Here is a 17,413-nt window from a genome sequence, read left to right as displayed (position 1 = left end):
CCTACCATCTGGAAGGTAGGCTTTTTTTGCGCTGTCGCAATCTCTCTGTCCAAGACAAGGTGAACACATGCAAGAAAGGATCTGGCCAGACCTGCACGAGCTGCCCGAGAACACTGTCACCCCGGCGCAATACAGCTACCGTCAATTGGCGCGCAGCGATGTCGAGCGGCTGAGCCAATTGGTCAGGCTCTGGCACCCGGATGTGGGCGTGGGGATCGGTCGGGTCTTCAGCGACCCGCAGTACTACTTGCAGAACGTGTCGCTCGCCGGCGAAGCTGACAAGGACACCATCGTCTACGTCGGGGTCTACGAGGGCGAGATGATCTGCGTCATGTGCCTGGAGATCAATCTGCTCAACCGCACCCTGTTCAACAAGTTCGGTGCGTGTGCACCGCAACACAGGGGCACCGGCGCCACGCTGTTCGCAGGCTACGCCATCGATGCACTGGCAGCGAAGCTGGACATCGCGATGGCCTGGGGTTACGTCACCACGAAGACCCGCGGCATGCAGCAGATGGTCGAGCGGGCCGGATTCAATCCGGTTGGCGTGGTGAAATTCTCGGATATCGAGCTCAACGCCGAGGGTGAGCAGAGACCTGTGACTGAAGCCATCTACGCCAAGTACTACAAACAGCACGACGCTCTCGAGCCGATCCGGGAAGCCAACCTGACCCCAAAGTTACGTGCCCTGTGCCAGGCACTGGATGTTCAAGTGCTCGAATGATCACGACGCGGTGCTTTGCACACCCGTCGTGGAAAGGTCCCACAGCCGCATCACCTGGGTGATCGCGCGCTCCATCGCTTCGATGCCGATGTTGTCCCGCGCCAGGGTCGAAAGCCCGACCAGAAAGCTGTCGAACATCACGCTCAGCCCCTGGGCATCAACGTCCTGGCGCAGCTCACCCGTTTCGAGCGCACGGCTGATGCAGCCGGCGATACCGGCGCGGGTGCGTGCCCGGGAACGGTTCAAGGGTGCGGTGACCTGCGCCAGTTCCGCAGAGGGTGCGCTCATCACTGCCAGGCCGACCATGCAGCCCTTCGGGTGACCGTCCTCGCACTGCATGCGGGCGGATTGGCGCAATGCCTGCTCCAGCGCCTGACGCGGTGGCAGGTCCAGGTTCCACAAGCACTCGGTGACCTGCGCATAGGTCGCCAGGTAGCGCTGGGCACATTCCTGGAACAGCGCCTCTTTAGAACCAAAGGCTGCGTAGAAGCTGGGCGCGGAAATGCCCGGGCCAATCGCCGCCTTCAATTGCGCCAGCGATGTGGATTCGTAGCCGTGCTCCCAGAACAGGTGCATGGCCTGGTCGATCGCGTTATCGCGGTCGAAGGTTCTGGGTCTGCCCATCCGCGCCATCAACTGCTCCTCCAAATGATATAGATACTATTCGATACATAAGTCATTGACAACGACACGCGAGCACTCCTAACTTATATACCGATCGATATGTAAATCCGGGACGGCTCGATGCCGTCGGGTTGGTGCTGCCTCACTTATGTATCGATCGATATATTTAACCAGCGATCACAGGAGCTCTCGTGACCTCTTCTACCGCCACCACGCTCGACACGGCCGAGCCCTTGCCGGTCTCCGCCTTGCTGGCCCTGGCGATGACAGGCTTCATCTGCATCGTCACCGAAACCCTGCCCGCCGGCCTGCTGCCACAGATCAGCGACGGCCTGTCGATCACCTCGGCAATGGCTGGCCAGACCGTCACCGCCTATGCAGTGGGCTCGCTGGTCGCCGCCATCCCGCTGACCATCCTGACCCGAAGCTGGAAGCGTCGCAGCGTGCTGCTGTCCACGATCATCGGCTTCCTGGTGTTCAATTCGCTCACCGCCCTTTCACCCGACATCTGGCTGACGCTGGTCGCCCGATTCTTTGCCGGAGCTTCGGCGGGGTTGGCCTGGAGCCTGCTGGCGGGCTATGCCCGGCGGATGGTTCTGCCGCACCAGCAGGGCAAGGCCATGGCGATTGCCATGGTCGGCACGCCGATTGCGCTCTCGCTGGGCGTGCCGCTGGGCACCTGGCTCGGCAGTGCGGTGGGTTGGCGCAGCGCCTTTGCCATCATGTCGGCCCTCACCCTGGTGCTGATCGTCTGGGTGCTGGCGAAAGTGCCGGACTACCCAGGCCAGACCGACCGCCAGGCCATGCCGCTGCGTCGCGTGCTGACCACAGCGGGCGTACGACCGGTACTGGCCACGGTAATCACCTGGATGCTGGCGCACAACATCCTCTACACCTACGTCGCGCCATTCGCCGCCCAGGCCGGCCTGCTCGAGCGCGTCGACCTGGTGCTGCTGGTGTTCGGGGTTGCGGCGCTTGTCGGCATCGCCATCACCGGGCGCCTGGTCGATCGGCATCTGCGCAGCGCCGTGTTGGGCAGCCTTGGCGCATTTGCGCTAGTCGCACTGATGTTCGTCTGGCTGTCGAGCGCGCCCCTCGCCGTGCTCGTCGGCATTGCGGTCTGGGGCGTGTCGTTCGGCGGCGCCGCGACGCTGCTGCAGACCGCCCTTGCCGATAGCGCAGGCGACGGCGCGGATGTGGCGCTGTCGATGAATGTCGTCGCCTGGAATGGCGCCATCGCCGGCGCCGGGCTGCTGGGCGGCGCGCTGCTCGACGGCTGGGGCGCACGCGCCTTCGCACCTGCCGTACTCATCTTGCTGCTGATCGCCTTCGCCATTGCCTGGACTGCCCGCTCACAGGGATTTCGCCCCGGCGCGCGCGCTGCCGGCGCCAGCGTGGCCAGCGGCCACTGAACGATCAAGCCACGATTTCCAACCACCCCAGAGGTTCATCACCATGCTTCGCCAATTACTGCGCTCCCTGGCCTTGACTGCCGCCACCACGCTTGCCGTCGGCGCCCACGCCGCCGACGAGTTCCCCGTCCCCAAAGGCTTCACCAGCCACTACCAGACCGTCGATGGCGTGAAGCTGCACTACGTCAAGGGCGGCTCGGGGCCCCTGGTGTACCTGGTCCACGGCTTCGGCCAGACCTGGTACGAATGGCACCAACTGATGCCGGAACTCGCCAGGCACTTCACCGTTGTCGCGCCAGACCTGCCTGGCCTTGGCCAGTCGCAGACACCGCCGTCGTATCGCGCAACGGATGTGGCGCCGCTGCTGTACAAGCTCGCCGCACAGATGAGCAATGGCCAGAAGTTCGACCTGGTGGCCCACGACATCGGTATCTGGAACACCTTCCCCATGCTGGTACAAAACCAGGCGAACATCCGTCGGGTGATCTACATGGAAGCGCCGATTCCCGACGACAGCCTCTACCAGTTCCCCGCCTTCACGCCGCAGGGTGAGTCGCTGGTCTGGCATTTCAGCTTCTTCGCCGCCGAGCCCAACCTGGCCGAGACGCTGATCGCTGGCAAGGAGCGGGTGTTCTTCGAGCATTTCATCAAGCAGCACGCAACCAATACTTCGGTGTTCACACCGCAGTTGCTCGATCTCTATGCCAAGTCATATGCCAAGCCGCATAGCCTCAACGCAGCGTTCGAGTACTACCGCGTGCTCAACCAGAATGCCCGCGACAACGCGCAACTGAGCAAGACCCGCATCAGCATTCCGGCGTTGGCCATCGGTGGTGGCGGCAACGGTGGCCTGGGTGAGTTCCAGGCCGAGCAGATGCGCCGCTACGGCACCGATGTGACCGGCAAAGTGCTGGAAGGCTGCGGGCACTGGCTGCCGGAGGAATGCAGCGGCGCCCTCAACGCCGAGGTGACAGGCTTCCTGTTGGCGCCATGACAAGGATTGATCAGCAGTAGGGCAATTGTGCTTTTCGCGGGTAAACCCGCCCACAGGGATGGGGCCAGCTTGTACCGGGGTGCAGGTGTTTACCCGCGAAAAAGCAATGGAACTTCGGAAGACAAATCCTAGTTATAGGATCTCTTTGCCGTAACCGATCTAGAGCCCTTCCTTTGCAATTTGGCAAAAAAAACCTCTGAAACACTCGGTATAGCCCATCGATTCCTTTGCGCAAAAGCGTTGACAGCATTTTCATCGGTTGTTAATAATCGCCACAGTTGTACGACAACACACAACAAAAACAACAACCAGTGAAGCCCATCATGTCGACATCCTACCCACGCTATTCGCCTCCCCCTCTTTCCAACATTCGCCGCCGCGCCACATCGCTGGCAGCGACGGGCACCTGAGCGCCCGATCCGCGCGCTGCACCTTGGCCCACGACGGGCCATCAACCCCACCGCCCCTGTCATCGGTCGCTTGCGCGCGCCTGGCAGGCGGCTGCCTCACTGCTGGGAGCACAACAATAATGAAAATCCGCCAGACCCTGCCCTTCGCCCTGTTCGGCGCCACCGCCCTGGGGACACTGCCCGACGCAGCACTGGCCGCCGGCTTCATCGAAGATTCCAAGGCGACCCTGAACCTGCGCAACTTCTACATCAACCGCAACTTCGTCGACCCGAGCAACCCGCAAAGCAAGGCCGAGGAATGGACCCAAAGCTTCATCCTCGACGCCCGCTCGGGATTCACCGAGGGGCCGATCGGCTTCGGCGTGGATGTGCTGGGGTTGTGGTCGGTCAAGCTCGACGGTGGTGGCGGCACTTATGGCACGGCCCTGCTGCCACGCCATGACGACGGCCGCCCGGCAGACAATTTCGGACGCCTGGCCGTGGCAGGTAAAGCGCGCATTTCCAAGACCGAGCTGAAGATCGGCGAGTGGATGCCGGTACTGCCGATCCTGCGCTCCGACGATGGCCGCTCGCTGCCGCAGACCTTCCGCGGGGGTCAGGTGACGTCCAGCGAGATCGCCGGTCTGACGCTCTACGGCGGGCAGTTCCGCGGCAACAGCCCGCGCAACGATGCGAGCATGGAGGACATGAGTTTCGGCCGTGGGGTGTCAGACCGCTTCAACTTCGTCGGCGGCGAGTACAGCTTCAACGACAAGCGCACCCTGGTCGGGCTCTGGAATGCCCAGCTCAAGGATGTCTACCAGCAACAGTACCTGCAACTGAGCCACAGCCAGCCGCTGGGCGACTGGACCCTGGGCGCCAACCTCGGCTACTTCCAGGGCGAGGACGACGGCGCCGAACGCGCCGGCAAGCTGGACAACAAGACCTACTCGGGCATGTTCTCGGCGCGCTATGCCGGCCATACCTTCTGGGTCGGCCTGCAGAAGGTCAGCGGCGATACCTGGATGCGGGTCAACGGCACCAGCGGCGGCACCCTGGCCAACGACAGCTACAACGCCAGCTTCGACAACGCCAACGAACGCTCCTGGCAGGTGCGCCACGACTTCAACTTCGTCACCGTCGGCATCCCCGGCCTGAGCATGATGAACCGCTACATCAGCGGCCGCGATGTGCACAGCGGCGCGGTGAGCGATGGCAAGGAGTGGGTGCGTGAATCGGAACTGGCCTACGTGATCCAGAGCGGCCCGTTCAAGGATCTCAGCGTGAAGTGGCGCAACTCCAACATCCGCCGCAGCTTCAGCAACAACGAGTTCGACGAGAACCGGCTGATCTTCAACTATCCGCTGTCGATCCTGTAGACCGATGCCATCCATGCATTGACAAGCCGCGAATTCGCTGTCGATAATCGACCCATGTCGTACGACAACCTACAACAATCAACGACAAGAGCTGGCCATGACCACTACTCCCTTCAAACGCCTGCTGCTCACCGGAGCGGCAGGCGGCCTGGGCAAGGTGCTTCGCGAACGCCTCAAAGGCAGCGCTGAAGTCCTGCGCCTTTCCGATATCGCCCCAATGGCACCTGCTGCCGGTCCGCATGAAGAAGTGATCACCTGCGACCTGGCCGACAAGGCTGCAGTACACGCGCTGGTCGAAGGCGTCGATGCCATCCTGCATTTTGGCGGGGTGTCCACCGAGCACAGTTTCGAGGATATCCTCGGCCCCAATATCTGCGGGGTGTTCCACATCTACGAAGCGGCGCGCAAGCACGGGGTAAAACGCGTGGTCTTCGCCAGCTCCAACCACGTGATCGGTTTCTATCGCCAGGACGAGCGGCTCGATGCCCACTCCCCTCGCCGCCCCGATGGCTACTACGGCTTGTCCAAGAGCTACGGCGAGGACCTGGCCAGCTTCTACTTCGACCGCTACGGCATCGAGACCGTCAGCATCCGTATCGGCTCGTCCTTCCCGCAACCGCAGAACCCGCGAATGCTCTGCACCTGGCTGAGCTACGACGACCTGCTGCAACTCATCGAACGCAGCCTGCGCACCCCTGACGTCGGCCACACCGTGGTCTATGGCGCCTCCGACAACCGCACCGTCTGGTGGGACAACCGCCACGCCGAACACCTGGGCTACCAGCCCAAGGACAGTTCGGAGGTGTTCCGCGCCAACGTCGAATCAAGGCCCGCGCCTCCCGCCGACGATCCAAGCATGGTCTACCAGGGCGGCGCCTTCGTCGCTGCCGGCCCCTTCGACTGACCGCCACTGCGTGCAAGGAGCAGCACCATGCAGCACTGTGAACTGATCGTCGACGCGCGCAACGCCACCGGGGAAAGCCCGGTGTGGCATGCCGGCGAGCGGGCCCTGTACTGGGTCGATATTCCCGCCCGCCAACTGCACCGCTGGCGCCTGGCCGATGGCAACCACGACGTCTGGCAGGGCGATGAAATGCTGGCCTGCATCGCCCATGGCGCACAGGGCTGGGTCGGGGCGATGGAGAGCGGCCTGTTCACCCTCGATCCGACCGAGGATGGGCGCCTGCTCGGCACCCGCCTGGCCAGCGTCGAGCACGCCCGCGAGGGGATGCGCTTCAACGACGGGCGCTGCGACCGCCAGGGCCGTTTCTGGGCCGGCACCATGCTGATGGACATGCAGCAGGGCGCCCAGGTCGGCGCGCTGTACCGATACGACGGCCAGCGTCTGCACCGCCAACTCGAGGGCATGATCGTGCCCAACGGCCTGGCCTTCAGCCCGGACGGCACGCGCATGTACCTGTCCGATTCGCACCCGACGGTGCAGGCGATCTGGTCGTTCGACTACGACATCGACAGTGGCACGCCCCATAACCGGCAGCTGTTCGTCGACATGCGCGAGCATCCCGGCCGCCCCGATGGCGCGGCTGTCGATCAGGACGGCTGCTACTGGATCTGCGGCAACGACGAAGGCGTGATCCATCGCTTCACCCCGCACGGCCGCCTGGACCGCTCGCTGCGCGTGCCGGTGAAGAAGCCGGCGATGTGCGCCTTCGGTGACACCCACCTCGATACCTTGTTCGTCACCTCGATCCGCCCCGGCGGCATCGACCTCGCCGACCAGCCCCTGGCCGGCGGCGTGTTCGCCCTGAACCCCGGCGTCAAGGGCCTGGAGGAAACACCCTGGCAGGGCTGAGCGCCCACCTCACCAACACCTGCACGACCGAAACCAGATAATAAAAACCACGGAGTTTCATCATGACCTTCAAACGCACGTTGCTTCTTGCCGCCCTCCCCTTGGCCCTCGGTCTGTCCAGTGCCGCCAGCGCATTGGACATCAAGTTCGCCGAGATCCACCCAGCCGGCTACCCGACCGTGGTCGCCGAGCAGAACATGGGCAAGAAACTCGAACAGGCCAGCAATGGCGATATCACCTTCAAGATGTTCGCCGGCGGGGTGCTCGGCTCGGAAAAGGAAGTCATCGAGCAGGCGCAGATCGGCGCGGTGCAGATGACCCGCGTGAGCCTGGGCATCGTCGGCCCGGTGGTGCCGGATGTGAACGTGTTCAACATGCCGTTCGTGTTCCGCGACCAGGCGCACATGCGCAAGATCATCGACGGCGAGATCGGCCAGGAGATCCTCGACAAGATCACCAACTCCGAATTCAACCTGGTGGCCCTGGCCTGGATGGATGGCGGCTCGCGCAGCCTCTACACCAAGAAGCCGGTGCGCAGCATCGATGACCTCAAGGGCATGAAGATCCGCGTGCAGGGCAACCCGCTGTTCATCGACATGATCAACGCCATGGGCGGCAACGGCATCGCCATGGACACCGGCGAGATCTTCAGCGCCCTGCAGACCGGGGTGATCGACGGCGCCGAGAACAACCCGCCGACCTTGCTCGAGCACAATCACTACCAGAGCGCCAAGTACTTCACCCTGACCAACCACCTGATCCTGCCGGAGCCGGTGGTGATGTCCAAGACCACCTGGAACAAGCTCACGGCCGACCAGCAGGCGCTGGTGAAGAAGGTCGCACGTGAAGCACAGATGGAAGAGCGCGAACTGTGGGACGCCAAGTCTGCCGCCAGCGAACAGAAGCTCAAGGCAGCGGGTGTCGAGTTCATCGCCGTGGACACCAAGCCGTTCTATGACGCCACCGCCCCGGTACGCGAAAAATACGGTGCGCAGTACGCCGACCTGATGAAGCGTATCGACGCGGTCGAGTAAGCCACTTCTTCCAGACGACCCCGGCAGCACGGTGCCCGCCGTGCCGCCGCCTTGGTGATGCCCATGAAAACGTTTTTCCTGCGCCTGAACGACAGGCTCTACAGCAGCTGCATCTGGATCGCTGGCCTGTCGATCCTGACCATGTCGCTGATCATTCCCTGGGGCATCTTCGCCCGTTACGTACTCGGCACCGGCTCCAGTTGGCCGGAGCCGGTCGCGATCCTGCTGATGGTGGTGTTCACCTTCGTCGGCGCCGCCGCCAGCTACCGCGCCGGCGCACACATGGCGGTGGCGATGCTCACCGATCGCATGCCCGCGCCACTGCGCCAGCTGGTTGGCGTGCTGGTGCAGGTGCTGATGATCGTGGTGTGCCTGTTCATGACCTGGTACGGCACCAAGCTGTGCATCACGACGTGGAACCAGTTTCTGGCCTCGCTGCCGGGTGTGCGGGTGGGCATGACCTATGCGCCGATCCCGGTGGGCGGCGTGCTGACCTTGATCTTCGTGCTGGAAAAACTCGTGCTGGGCGATCAGAGCAACCGCAAGGTGGTGCGCTTCGACCTGGTGGAAGAAAGCGAAGGAGCGGCATAAATGGATGCGTTCATTCTGTTGGGCAGTTTCATCGCGCTCATCCTGCTGGGCATGCCGGTGGCTTATGCCCTGGGGCTCTCTGCACTGATCGGTGCCTGGTGGATCGACATTCCGCTGCAGGCGATGATGATCCAGGTGGCGAGCGGGGTTAACAAGTTCTCGCTGCTGGCCATTCCGTTCTTCGTGCTGGCCGGTGCGATCATGGCCGAGGGCGGCATGTCGCGGCGCCTGGTGGCCTTCGCCGGGGTGCTGGTGGGCTTCGTGCGTGGCGGGCTGTCGCTGGTCAACATCATGGCCTCGACCTTCTTCGGCGCGATTTCCGGCTCCTCGGTGGCCGACACGGCCTCGGTCGGTTCGGTGCTGATTCCGGAGATGGAGCGCAAGGGCTATCCGCGCGAATTCTCCACGGCGGTGACCGTCAGCGGCTCGGTGCAGGCATTGCTCACCCCACCAAGCCACAACTCGGTGCTCTATTCGCTGGCCGCAGGCGGCACGGTATCGATCGCCTCGCTGTTCATGGCCGGGGTGATGCCTGGCCTGCTGCTCAGCGCGGTGATGATGGGCCTGTGCCTGTTGTTCGCCAAGAAGCGCAACTACCCCAAGGGCGAAGTGATCCCGATGCGCCAGGCGCTGAAGATCGCCGGTGAAGCGCTTTGGGGCCTGATGGCCATGGTGATCATCCTCGGCGGCATTCTCTCGGGCGTGTTCACCGCCACCGAGTCGGCGGCCGTGGCGGTGGTGTGGTCGTTCTTCGTGACCATGTTCATCTACCGCGACTACAAGTGGCGCGACCTGCCCAAGCTGATGCATCGCACGGTGCGGACCATCTCCATCGTGATGATCCTGATCGGCTTCGCAGCCAGTTTCGGCTATGTGATGACGCTGATGCAGATCCCGTCGAAGATCACCACGGCATTCCTGACCCTGTCGGACAACCGCTACGTGATCCTGATGTGCATCAACTTCATGCTCCTGCTGCTGGGCACGGTGATGGACATGGCGCCGCTGATTCTGATCCTCACCCCGATCCTGCTGCCGGTGATCACCGGCATCGGCGTGGACCCTGTGCACTTCGGCATGATCATGCTGGTCAACCTCGGTATCGGCCTGATCACCCCGCCGGTGGGGGCAGTACTGTTCGTCGGCTCGGCGATCGGCAAGGTCAGTATCGAGTCGACGGTCAAGGCGCTGCTGCCGTTCTACCTGGCGCTGTTCCTGGTGCTGATGGCGGTGACCTACATCCCTGCCATCTCGCTGTGGTTGCCAAGCGTGGTGCTGTAAGTTCGCGGACAGCCGCTCTATCCCGGTGTGAGCGGCGGTTCGGCGCCCCGACTTGTCCCGCGATCACCGGCAGAGCGGGTGCCATGCAGTGCGGTGTCCTTGGCGTAGGCCACCGCTTCTGCAAGCCCCCACTGTCGACCTCTTTTGCAAATGGACCCTGCACATGGCTGTTCCCGCGTCACCTTCCCTCTTCCCACGCAAGCTGGCCATCGCCCTCCTGGCGCTGCTGGCCTGCTCGTTCGCCGGCAACCATATCGCCGCACGCATCGCCTTCGATGACGGCACCGGCGTGCTGCTGGCGATCCTCTGCCGCTCGGGCATCACCTTCCTGGCCCTGGCCAGCCTCGTGCTCTGGCAACGCCAGGCCCTGGGGCTGCCCAGCGGCACCCGGCGCTGGCAATTGCTGCTGGGGCTGCTGATCGCCACCCAGAGCTTGTGCCTGTACTCGGCGGTGGCGCGCATCCCGGTGGCGTTGGCACTGCTGGTGGGCAACACCTTCCCGATCCTGCTGGCACTGCTCAACTGGGCGCTCAACGGCGTACGTCCAACCGGGCGCACAGTGATGTTCATGGCCCTGATCCTCTGCGGCCTGGTGCTGGCCCTGGATGTGCCGGGACGCCTGGCCGACAGTGGCACGAGCAATCCGCACTGGACCCTCGGGGTCAGCCTGGCCTTCTGCGCCGCCTGCGTATTCGCTTGTGCGTTGTGGATCACCGACAACAAGCTGGCCGCTGTGCATGGCCCGGTCCGCAGCCTGCTGACCTTGCTGATCGTGTTCACCAGCATGCTGGTGGCAGGCGCTGGTGGTTGGGTGCCGGCGGGGCTGTCGTTGCCGGGCAGCGCAGGAGGATGGATGGCCCTGGCCAGCCTGGTGGTGCTGTACGGGGTGGCATTCACCCTGCTGTTCGTTTGCGTGCCACGGCTGAACATGGCGCAGAACGCGCCAGTGATGAACATCGAACCGATCGCCACCCTGCTGCTGGGATGGGCCCTGCTCGACCAACAGTTGAGCGGCCTGCAACTGCTCGGGGGGGCGGTGGTGGTCAGTGGCATCGTGCTGCTGACGTACCGCCGTCAGCCCGCGGCGAAATGATCACGGCCCTGCCGGAGAACAGCGCAATGACCGAACTGCACCTGCAAGACCGCCTGACCCGCCTCACCCTGGCTCCCGCGCTGGGCGCCAGCCTGGTCAACTGGCAGGTCAAGGCCACCGGCCAGGCGTTGTTGCGCCACAGCGACGCCGCAGCACGCGCCAGCGGCTCACCCCGGCGCCTGGCCTGCTATCCGCTGGTGCCCTGGTCCAATCGCATCGCCGCAGGCGGCTTCGCCCGCCCGGACGGCTGGCAGGCCCTGGCCGCGAACACCGACCACGATCCCTACCCGATCCACGGCAGCGCCTGGCAGCAGCCGTGGCGCGTGGAGCACCACAGCCAGCGGCGAGCACGGCTGGTCCTCGACAGCCAGCAGCCCTTCGCCTACCAGGCAATGCTGGATGTGCACCTGCACGAGGGGCGTCTTGACCTGGAGCTGCACGTCACTCACCTTGCCGCTCAGGCGACCTGGCACGGGCTGGGCCTGCATCCGTACTTTCCGCGGTATCCGGACACCCGCCTGCAGGCGTCCGCCAGCCAGGTGTGGCTTGGCGATACCGGTGAGCTGCCATCACGGCTGGCGCCCATTCCGCAGGCCTGGCGCTTCGACAGCGCCAGTCACCTGCCACCGACCCAGATCGATCACGCCTTCGCAGGCTGGACAGGCATGTGCACCATCGAACAACCCGACGCGGGTTATCGCCTGGAATGCCAGGCCAGCGGCGCCGAGCACTTTCTGTTGTTCTGTCCGCAGGATCGCGACTTCTTCTGCTTCGAACCGGTCAGCCACCCGATCAACGCCCATCACCTGCCCGGGCGACCGGGGCTGCGCTTGCTGCAACAGGGCGAGCAGGCCAGCCTGGGTTTGCGCCTGCGTTATCTGCCAGGCTGACGGACAGTCAGTCCAGGCCCTTGGCACGCACGTCGGCGGCGAGCATGTCGATGAACGCGCGCACCTTGGCCGAGCCGTACTTGCTCTCGCGGTGCAGGATATGGATAGGCCAGGGCGCCTCCTCGAAATCGGCGAGCACCACCTGCAGGCGACCGCTGGCGATCTCCTCGACCACTTGGTACGACAGCAGCCGGGCGATACCCAGGCCTGCGCATGCTGCGGCAATGGCACCGTCGTTGCTGGTCACGGTCAGGCGCGGCTTCATGCGCACCATGGTCGGCTCGTCGGTCAGCCCGAAGCGCCAGCCTGCACGTGGCGACAGGTTGGTGGTGGCGATCACCACATGCTCATGCAGTTCGGAGGGGTGAGTCGGTACGCCGTGCCTGGCAAGGTAATCGGGCGAGGCGCAGAGCATGCGCCTGACCTTGCCCACACGCAGGGCCTTGAGCCCGGAGTCAGGCAACTGGCCGATGCGCACTGCCACATCCATGCCCTCCTCGACCATGTTCACCACCCGATCGAGGAAGTAGGCCGACACGTCAACTTCAGGGTACTGCTGCAGGTAACGCACGATGCTGGGCATGACGAACTTCTTGCCGAACAGGATCGGCGCGGTCACCGCCAGTTCGCCCTTGGGCGTGGCATTGACCCCGGCAGCCGCCTCGTTGGCCTCGGCGATGCTGGCGAGGATGCTGCGGCAGTCTTCCAGATAACGGCCACCGGCCTCGGTAAGGCGCACGCTGCGGGTGGTGCGCAGCAGCAGCTTGACCCCCAGGCGTTCTTCGAGGGCGCTGACCGCACGGGTCACCGCAGCGGGCGACATGTCCAGCCGCCGTGCCGCGCCAGCGAAGCTTTCCAGCTCGCCGACGGCGACGAATACCTTCATCAGGTGGATGTGGTCCATGCCCTGCCCTTCTGCCTGGAAACGATGTGCGATTATTTCAGCAGCCGGGGCGAATGAGTAGGTCGGGATGAGTGATGACCTGCGGCAGCAGGTAACTGGCCTCACACTCTGCAGCACAGGGCAGCGCCGGGACATCGAGCGTGTCGATATCAGGGCAGCTGTCCCCAGGCCACGCGGCATACTGCTCGAGCGGTTCGACGACGTTCATCACTCATCTCCTCTCGCGTGGATCAGGCCTCGGCCTGCAGCCCTACCGCAGTGCGCGGCATCGCCACGAAACCGTCCAATGCCTCGATCCGTGCCAGCCACGCTCGCACATTCGGGTAGGCCTCCAGCGACACGTTGCCTTCCGGCGCATGGGCGATATAGGAGTAGTTGGCGACGTCGGCGATGCTCGGCTCGCTGCCGGTGAGGAACGGCGTCTTGCCGAGCTCAGCGTCCAGCACCTTGAGCAGGTTGTGGGCACGACCGATGACTTCGTCGGCATTGAAGCCTGCACCGAACACGGTGATCAGGCGGGCAGCGGCAGGTCCGAAGGCGACGGGGCCGGCGGCGATGGACAGCCAGCGTTGTACACGGGCTTCACCGGCAGCGTCCTGGGGCAACCAGCGGCCCTGGCCATAGGTCTTGGCCAGGTAGATGAGGATGGCGTTGGAGTCGCCGATGACGGTGCCGTTGTCGTCGATCACAGGCACCTGCCCGAACGGGTTGAGGGCCAGGAACTCAGGCTTTTTCTGCTCGCCCTTGGCCAGGTCGACGAAGATGACTTCCGGCTGCAGCTTGAGCAGCGACAGCATCAGCAGGGCGCGATGAGCGTGGCCGGACTTGGGGAAGTGATAGAGCTTGATAGGGTTGGACATGGTCTGGACTCCGGTTCAAAGGGTTGAGGTCTGAGCGCCGGTATCCAAGAGTGGCGCTGCTGGAGTGAATCCTGCACCTGTTCGCCGTTCAACAGAATCCGCGTGGCCAGCAATCCATAATTTCGCTGATCGGAATAATACAAGCACTGCGCTGCCTAAAACCCGGTGGGAGCCGGCTTGCCCGCGAAGCAGTCGCGGCAATACATGGCAACGGTAGCAGGTCGATGGCCACCGGTTGCTCTGAGTCTCGACTTCGCCATGAAACGCCATTGATCAGTTGCGTATCAGCTTCTGATAGCGATACAGACCGCGGGCCGCCTCGATCACGCCTGGCACGCAGGCCTGATGTTCGTCGAAGCTCATCGCATCGAGCAGCTCGAAATTGTCTTCCAGGCCATGCAGGGAAATGGCCTTGAGCAGGGCGTCCTGCTGCGCTGGCAACTCGCTCCACTCGGCAACCTGGGTGCCGCGCATGTAGCCGAAACACCACTCTTCGAGAATGATCGCTGGCCCTTCCTCACCCTCGCTTTCCTCGAACAGCGGCTCGAAGCCGTCGAGGTTCTCGGCCAACTGCTCGGCGACCTGGTCGGCGTAGCGCAGCATAAGCGCAGTGTAGGCTTCCTCGTGGGCGGGCTTCTTGAACTTGGGCACCTTGCCGCCGGCAACGGCTGGCAGCCATTGCTCGGGATTTACGCTGACAGGGGAGCTGGCCAGCGCAGTGAAGAAACCGTTGAGCTCGGCGAGGTTGAGTACCGAGTAATCGTTGCCGTAGGTGATCAGGAGGTCTTCGAGGCGGTGGAGTTCTTTTTCGCTGAGCGGCGGGAGCATGGTGCGGGTGTCCTGAAAAGCGGATGTGCGTGCACCCTAGCACAGGGAAAAATAAGGTGAAGCGTTTGTTGCCCGCCACAATGCAATCGCGGGCAAGCCCACTTCCCCAACCTGCCGGGAAGCCGACTTGCCCGCGAAGACACCTCAGGCCTTACACCGCCAGCGCGCGCTCACGCAGCTCGCTGTTGAGGATGCGGTCGTTCTCGCTGTAGTCGACGGGGCAGTCGATCACATGCACGCCTGGGGTCTTGATGCAGTGCTCGAGCAGCGGCAGCAGGCCTTCGGCGCTTTCCACGCGGTGACCATTGGCGCCGTAGGCTTCGGCGTACTTGACGAAGTCCGGGTTGCCGTAGTCCAGGCCGAAGTCGGTGAAGCCCATGTTGGCCTGCTTCCAGCGGATCATGCCGTAGCCGTCGTCACGCAGGATCACTACGGTGATGTGCATGCCCAGACGTACGGCGGTTTCCAGCTCCTGGCTGTTCATCATGAAACCACCGTCGCCGCACACCGAGATCACCGGGCGTTCCGGGTACACCAGGTGCGAAGCCATCGCCGACGGCAGACCGGCGCCCATGGTCGCCAGGGCGTTGTCCAGCAGCACGGTGTTGGGCTTGTGCGCCTTGTAGTTGCGGGCGAACCAGATCTTGTAGATGCCGTTGTCCAGCGCGACGATGCCTTCGGAGGGCAGCACGCGACGGATGTCGGCAACCAGGCGCTGCGGGTAGACCGGGAAGCGGTCGTCGTCTGCACCTTCGGCGATCTGCGCCTCGTTGGCTTCACGGATCGCCATCAGGCGGGTGAAGTCCCAGTGCGAGGTGTCAGTCAGCGCTTCACTGATCTGCCACACGGCATTGGCGATGTCGCCGATCACTTCGACCTGTGGGAAGTACACGGCATCGACTTCGGCGGAGCGGAAGCTGATGTGAATGACCTCGGTGCCGCCACGGACCATGAAGAATGGCGGCTTCTCGATCACGTCGTGGCCGATGTTGATGATCAGGTCAGCGGCTTCGACAGCGCGGTGCACGAAGTCACCGGACGACAGCGCCGCGTTGCCCAGGAAGCGCGGGTGGCGCTCGTCGACCACGCCTTTACCCATCTGCGTGGTGATGAACGGGATGCCGGTCTTGTCGATCAGTTGCTTGAGGACCTTGGCGGTCATCTTACGGTTGGCACCGGCACCGATTACCAGAATCGGGTTGCGGGCGTTCTGCAGTTTCTGCACGGCGGCTTCGATGGCCACGTGCTCGGCCAACGGGCGGCGGTGCAGGCTGCGCGGGATCGGCAGCGCGTCGGTCTGCTCGGCAGCGATGTCTTCAGGCAGTTCCAGGTGCACGGCACCGGGCTTTTCTTCTTCGGCCAGGCGGAAGGCTTCACGCATGCGCGCCGGGATGTTGTCGGCCGAGGCGAACTGGTGGGTGTACTTGGTGATGGGGTCCATCATGCCGCACACGTCGATGATCTGGAAGCGGCCCTGCTTGGACTTCTTGATCGGCTTCTGGCCGGTAATCATCATCATCGGCATGCCGCCCAGGTAGGCGTAGGCACTGGCGGTCACCAGGTTGGTCGCACCAGGGCCCAGGGTCGACAGGCTGACGCCGGTCTTGCCGGTCAGGCGACCATAGGTGGCGGCCATGAAGCCTGCGGATTGCTCGTGGCGGGTCAGTACCAGCTTGATCTTCGACTTGCGCAGGGATTCGAGCAGGTCGAGGTTCTCCTCGCCGGGAATGCCGAATACATACTCGACACCTTCGTTTTCCAGGCATTGCACAACGACATCGGCGGCCTTGGCCATCTTGCTTGTTACCTCAATTGATTGGACGTGGGTGGAGTCCAGGGACGGTCAGCGCGGTGCGCTGACATCGGTCTGTCCGGTGGCCAGCAAAGCCCCCCGAACAAAGCCTTGACGCAGGCAACGCTCGACAAAGTCACGTACGAATGCAGCCGAATTGTCGCAGCCCCTCGGAACAGCCATGGCCTGACGGATCGCGGTGAACGCACCGTCGAGCACACGGTAGCGTGAATCAGTGTCGGCGACCTTCTGCAAAGGCTGGCGCACACCCGCGGCGGCGTCGAGGTTTTCTTCGACAAACAGATCGACGGCTGCGGCGGAGGTGTCGGCGCGGCACAGTTCGGCATGCTGCAAGGTGCGGCTGAGGTAGAGGTCGTAGGCCGCGCCTTTGCCGACGGCCAGGCGCAAGCCGGTTTGGTCGAGTTCGTCGACGTGCTGGAAGGGGGCGTCTTTCCTGACCAGGTAGGTGCCCTCGATCAGCACGTAGGGCTCGCTGAAGGCGATCTGCGTCTCGCGCACCGGTTCGATGGCGAGGAAAGCCAAGGTCCAGGCGCCCTCCTCCAGCGCGGCGAATACCTTGCCCGCGGCGTCGAAGGTGCGCATCTCAAGGCGCACGCCCAGTTCTTCGGCCAACTGCCTGGCCAGGGCGACCGAGACGCCCTGGGGCTCGCCATCAGGGCCGCGTTGGGCGAGGACCGGGTTGCCGTAGTTGATGGCAGCACGCAGGACGCCATCGGGGGCGAGTTCTTCGAGGACGGCCTTGGGGATAGTGAGAGTCATTGGAACTCCGCTGGGCTATGAGTGG

The 17,413-nt window shown here is 63.8% G+C and carries 18 protein-coding genes; 11 read left to right on the top strand and 7 right to left on the bottom strand.

Annotated features, from left to right (window positions below):
• Positions 1-67 precede the first annotated feature (67 nt).
• On the top strand, positions 68-724 hold the full coding sequence (locus ACMGGG_RS04580; RefSeq protein ID WP_414154953.1) for a hypothetical protein: 657 nt from the start codon (positions 68-70) through the stop codon (positions 722-724).
• Here ACMGGG_RS04580 and ACMGGG_RS04575 read toward each other — a convergent pair whose 3' ends face one another.
• On the bottom strand, positions 725-1,357 hold the full coding sequence (locus ACMGGG_RS04575) for a TetR/AcrR family transcriptional regulator (RefSeq protein WP_414154952.1): 633 nt from the start codon (positions 1,355-1,357) through the stop codon (positions 725-727).
• 182 nt (positions 1,358-1,539) lie between these two features.
• Between ACMGGG_RS04575 and ACMGGG_RS04570 the strand changes: the two genes are divergently transcribed.
• The 10 genes from ACMGGG_RS04570 (at position 1,540) to ACMGGG_RS04525 (ending at position 12,224) form a co-directional block, all read left to right on the top strand.
• On the top strand, positions 1,540-2,760 hold the full coding sequence (locus ACMGGG_RS04570; protein WP_414154951.1) for an MFS transporter: 1,221 nt from the start codon (positions 1,540-1,542) through the stop codon (positions 2,758-2,760).
• A gap of 43 nt (positions 2,761-2,803) precedes the next feature.
• Positions 2,804-3,754 carry an alpha/beta fold hydrolase gene (locus ACMGGG_RS04565; protein ID WP_414154950.1) on the top strand — a complete coding sequence of 317 codons (951 nt, stop codon included), beginning with the start codon at positions 2,804-2,806 and terminating at the stop codon, positions 3,752-3,754.
• A 529-nt stretch (positions 3,755-4,283) separates the two neighbouring features.
• Entirely contained in the window at positions 4,284-5,522 is a 1,239-nt protein-coding gene (locus ACMGGG_RS04560; protein WP_414154949.1) for an OprD family porin, read from the top strand.
• Positions 5,523-5,619: 97 nt separating this feature from the next.
• Positions 5,620-6,426: an NAD-dependent epimerase/dehydratase family protein gene (locus ACMGGG_RS04555; RefSeq protein ID WP_414154948.1), complete on the top strand. Its 807-nt coding sequence runs from the start codon at positions 5,620-5,622 to the stop codon at positions 6,424-6,426.
• 27 nt (positions 6,427-6,453) lie between these two features.
• Positions 6,454-7,335, top strand: a complete 882-nt coding sequence (locus ACMGGG_RS04550; protein ID WP_414154947.1) for a glucurono-1,5-lactonase — start codon at positions 6,454-6,456, stop codon at positions 7,333-7,335.
• Positions 7,336-7,397: 62 nt separating this feature from the next.
• On the top strand, positions 7,398-8,369 hold the full coding sequence (locus tag ACMGGG_RS04545) for a TRAP transporter substrate-binding protein (protein ID WP_414154946.1): 972 nt from the start codon (positions 7,398-7,400) through the stop codon (positions 8,367-8,369).
• A gap of 63 nt (positions 8,370-8,432) precedes the next feature.
• Positions 8,433-8,960 (top strand): TRAP transporter small permease, encoded by a 528-nt coding sequence (locus ACMGGG_RS04540; RefSeq protein WP_054892940.1) that lies wholly within the window; start codon positions 8,433-8,435, stop codon positions 8,958-8,960.
• The gene (locus tag ACMGGG_RS04535; protein ID WP_054892941.1) at positions 8,961-10,241 is read left to right on the top strand and encodes a TRAP transporter large permease; all 1,281 of its coding nucleotides are present in this window, start codon (positions 8,961-8,963) and stop codon (positions 10,239-10,241) included.
• Positions 10,242-10,404: 163 nt separating this feature from the next.
• Positions 10,405-11,334: an EamA family transporter gene (locus tag ACMGGG_RS04530; RefSeq protein WP_063543531.1), complete on the top strand. Its 930-nt coding sequence runs from the start codon at positions 10,405-10,407 to the stop codon at positions 11,332-11,334.
• 26 nt (positions 11,335-11,360) lie between these two features.
• A complete protein-coding gene (locus ACMGGG_RS04525) occupies positions 11,361-12,224 on the top strand; it encodes an aldose 1-epimerase (protein ID WP_414154945.1) in 864 nt (287 codons plus the stop codon).
• A 7-nt stretch (positions 12,225-12,231) separates the two neighbouring features.
• Here ACMGGG_RS04525 and ACMGGG_RS04520 read toward each other — a convergent pair whose 3' ends face one another.
• The 6 genes from ACMGGG_RS04520 to ACMGGG_RS04495 all read right to left on the bottom strand — a co-directional run bounded on the left by ACMGGG_RS04520 (position 12,232) and on the right by ACMGGG_RS04495 (position 17,388).
• Complete coding sequence (locus tag ACMGGG_RS04520; RefSeq protein WP_065861366.1) at positions 12,232-13,128, bottom strand: LysR family transcriptional regulator; 897 nt, start codon at positions 13,126-13,128, stop codon at positions 12,232-12,234.
• 37 nt (positions 13,129-13,165) lie between these two features.
• The gene (locus ACMGGG_RS04515) at positions 13,166-13,336 is read right to left on the bottom strand and encodes a hypothetical protein (protein WP_156343746.1); all 171 of its coding nucleotides are present in this window, start codon (positions 13,334-13,336) and stop codon (positions 13,166-13,168) included.
• A 22-nt stretch (positions 13,337-13,358) separates the two neighbouring features.
• Positions 13,359-13,988 (bottom strand): glutathione S-transferase family protein, encoded by a 630-nt coding sequence (locus ACMGGG_RS04510; RefSeq protein WP_414154944.1) that lies wholly within the window; start codon positions 13,986-13,988, stop codon positions 13,359-13,361.
• Between the two features lie 273 nt (positions 13,989-14,261).
• Positions 14,262-14,816: a UPF0149 family protein gene (locus tag ACMGGG_RS04505; protein WP_054892946.1), complete on the bottom strand. Its 555-nt coding sequence runs from the start codon at positions 14,814-14,816 to the stop codon at positions 14,262-14,264.
• Between the two features lie 151 nt (positions 14,817-14,967).
• Positions 14,968-16,611: an acetolactate synthase large subunit gene (locus tag ACMGGG_RS04500; protein ID WP_054892947.1), complete on the bottom strand. Its 1,644-nt coding sequence runs from the start codon at positions 16,609-16,611 to the stop codon at positions 14,968-14,970.
• Positions 16,612-16,659: 48 nt separating this feature from the next.
• Positions 16,660-17,388 carry a transporter substrate-binding domain-containing protein gene (locus ACMGGG_RS04495; RefSeq protein ID WP_414154943.1) on the bottom strand — a complete coding sequence of 243 codons (729 nt, stop codon included), beginning with the start codon at positions 17,386-17,388 and terminating at the stop codon, positions 16,660-16,662.
• Between the last annotated feature and the right edge of the window lie 25 nt (positions 17,389-17,413).

Source organism: Pseudomonas sp. BNK-44-b (genome assembly GCF_047456245.1).
Classification (GTDB): Bacteria; Pseudomonadota; Gammaproteobacteria; order Pseudomonadales; family Pseudomonadaceae; genus Aquipseudomonas; species Aquipseudomonas machongensis.
This window is presented reverse-complemented; position numbering and strand designations above follow the sequence as displayed.

Coding starts and splice junctions, on each gene's coding strand:
- ACMGGG_RS04580 (WP_414154953.1), top strand. CDS start 68: ATGCAAGAAAGGATCTGGCCAGACCTGCACGAGCTGCCCGAGAACACT.
- ACMGGG_RS04575 (WP_414154952.1), bottom strand. CDS start 1,357: ATGGCGCGGATGGGCAGACCCAGAACCTTCGACCGCGATAACGCGATC.
- ACMGGG_RS04565 (WP_414154950.1), top strand. CDS start 2,804: ATGCTTCGCCAATTACTGCGCTCCCTGGCCTTGACTGCCGCCACCACG.
- ACMGGG_RS04560 (WP_414154949.1), top strand. CDS start 4,284: ATGAAAATCCGCCAGACCCTGCCCTTCGCCCTGTTCGGCGCCACCGCC.
- ACMGGG_RS04555 (WP_414154948.1), top strand. CDS start 5,620: ATGACCACTACTCCCTTCAAACGCCTGCTGCTCACCGGAGCGGCAGGC.
- ACMGGG_RS04550 (WP_414154947.1), top strand. CDS start 6,454: ATGCAGCACTGTGAACTGATCGTCGACGCGCGCAACGCCACCGGGGAA.
- ACMGGG_RS04545 (WP_414154946.1), top strand. CDS start 7,398: ATGACCTTCAAACGCACGTTGCTTCTTGCCGCCCTCCCCTTGGCCCTC.
- ACMGGG_RS04540 (WP_054892940.1), top strand. CDS start 8,433: ATGAAAACGTTTTTCCTGCGCCTGAACGACAGGCTCTACAGCAGCTGC.
- ACMGGG_RS04535 (WP_054892941.1), top strand. CDS start 8,961: ATGGATGCGTTCATTCTGTTGGGCAGTTTCATCGCGCTCATCCTGCTG.
- ACMGGG_RS04530 (WP_063543531.1), top strand. CDS start 10,405: ATGGCTGTTCCCGCGTCACCTTCCCTCTTCCCACGCAAGCTGGCCATC.
- ACMGGG_RS04525 (WP_414154945.1), top strand. CDS start 11,361: ATGACCGAACTGCACCTGCAAGACCGCCTGACCCGCCTCACCCTGGCT.
- ACMGGG_RS04520 (WP_065861366.1), bottom strand. CDS start 13,128: ATGGACCACATCCACCTGATGAAGGTATTCGTCGCCGTCGGCGAGCTG.
- ACMGGG_RS04515 (WP_156343746.1), bottom strand. CDS start 13,336: ATGAACGTCGTCGAACCGCTCGAGCAGTATGCCGCGTGGCCTGGGGAC.
- ACMGGG_RS04510 (WP_414154944.1), bottom strand. CDS start 13,988: ATGTCCAACCCTATCAAGCTCTATCACTTCCCCAAGTCCGGCCACGCT.
- ACMGGG_RS04505 (WP_054892946.1), bottom strand. CDS start 14,816: ATGCTCCCGCCGCTCAGCGAAAAAGAACTCCACCGCCTCGAAGACCTC.
- ACMGGG_RS04500 (WP_054892947.1), bottom strand. CDS start 16,611: ATGGCCAAGGCCGCCGATGTCGTTGTGCAATGCCTGGAAAACGAAGGT.
- ACMGGG_RS04495 (WP_414154943.1), bottom strand. CDS start 17,388: ATGACTCTCACTATCCCCAAGGCCGTCCTCGAAGAACTCGCCCCCGAT.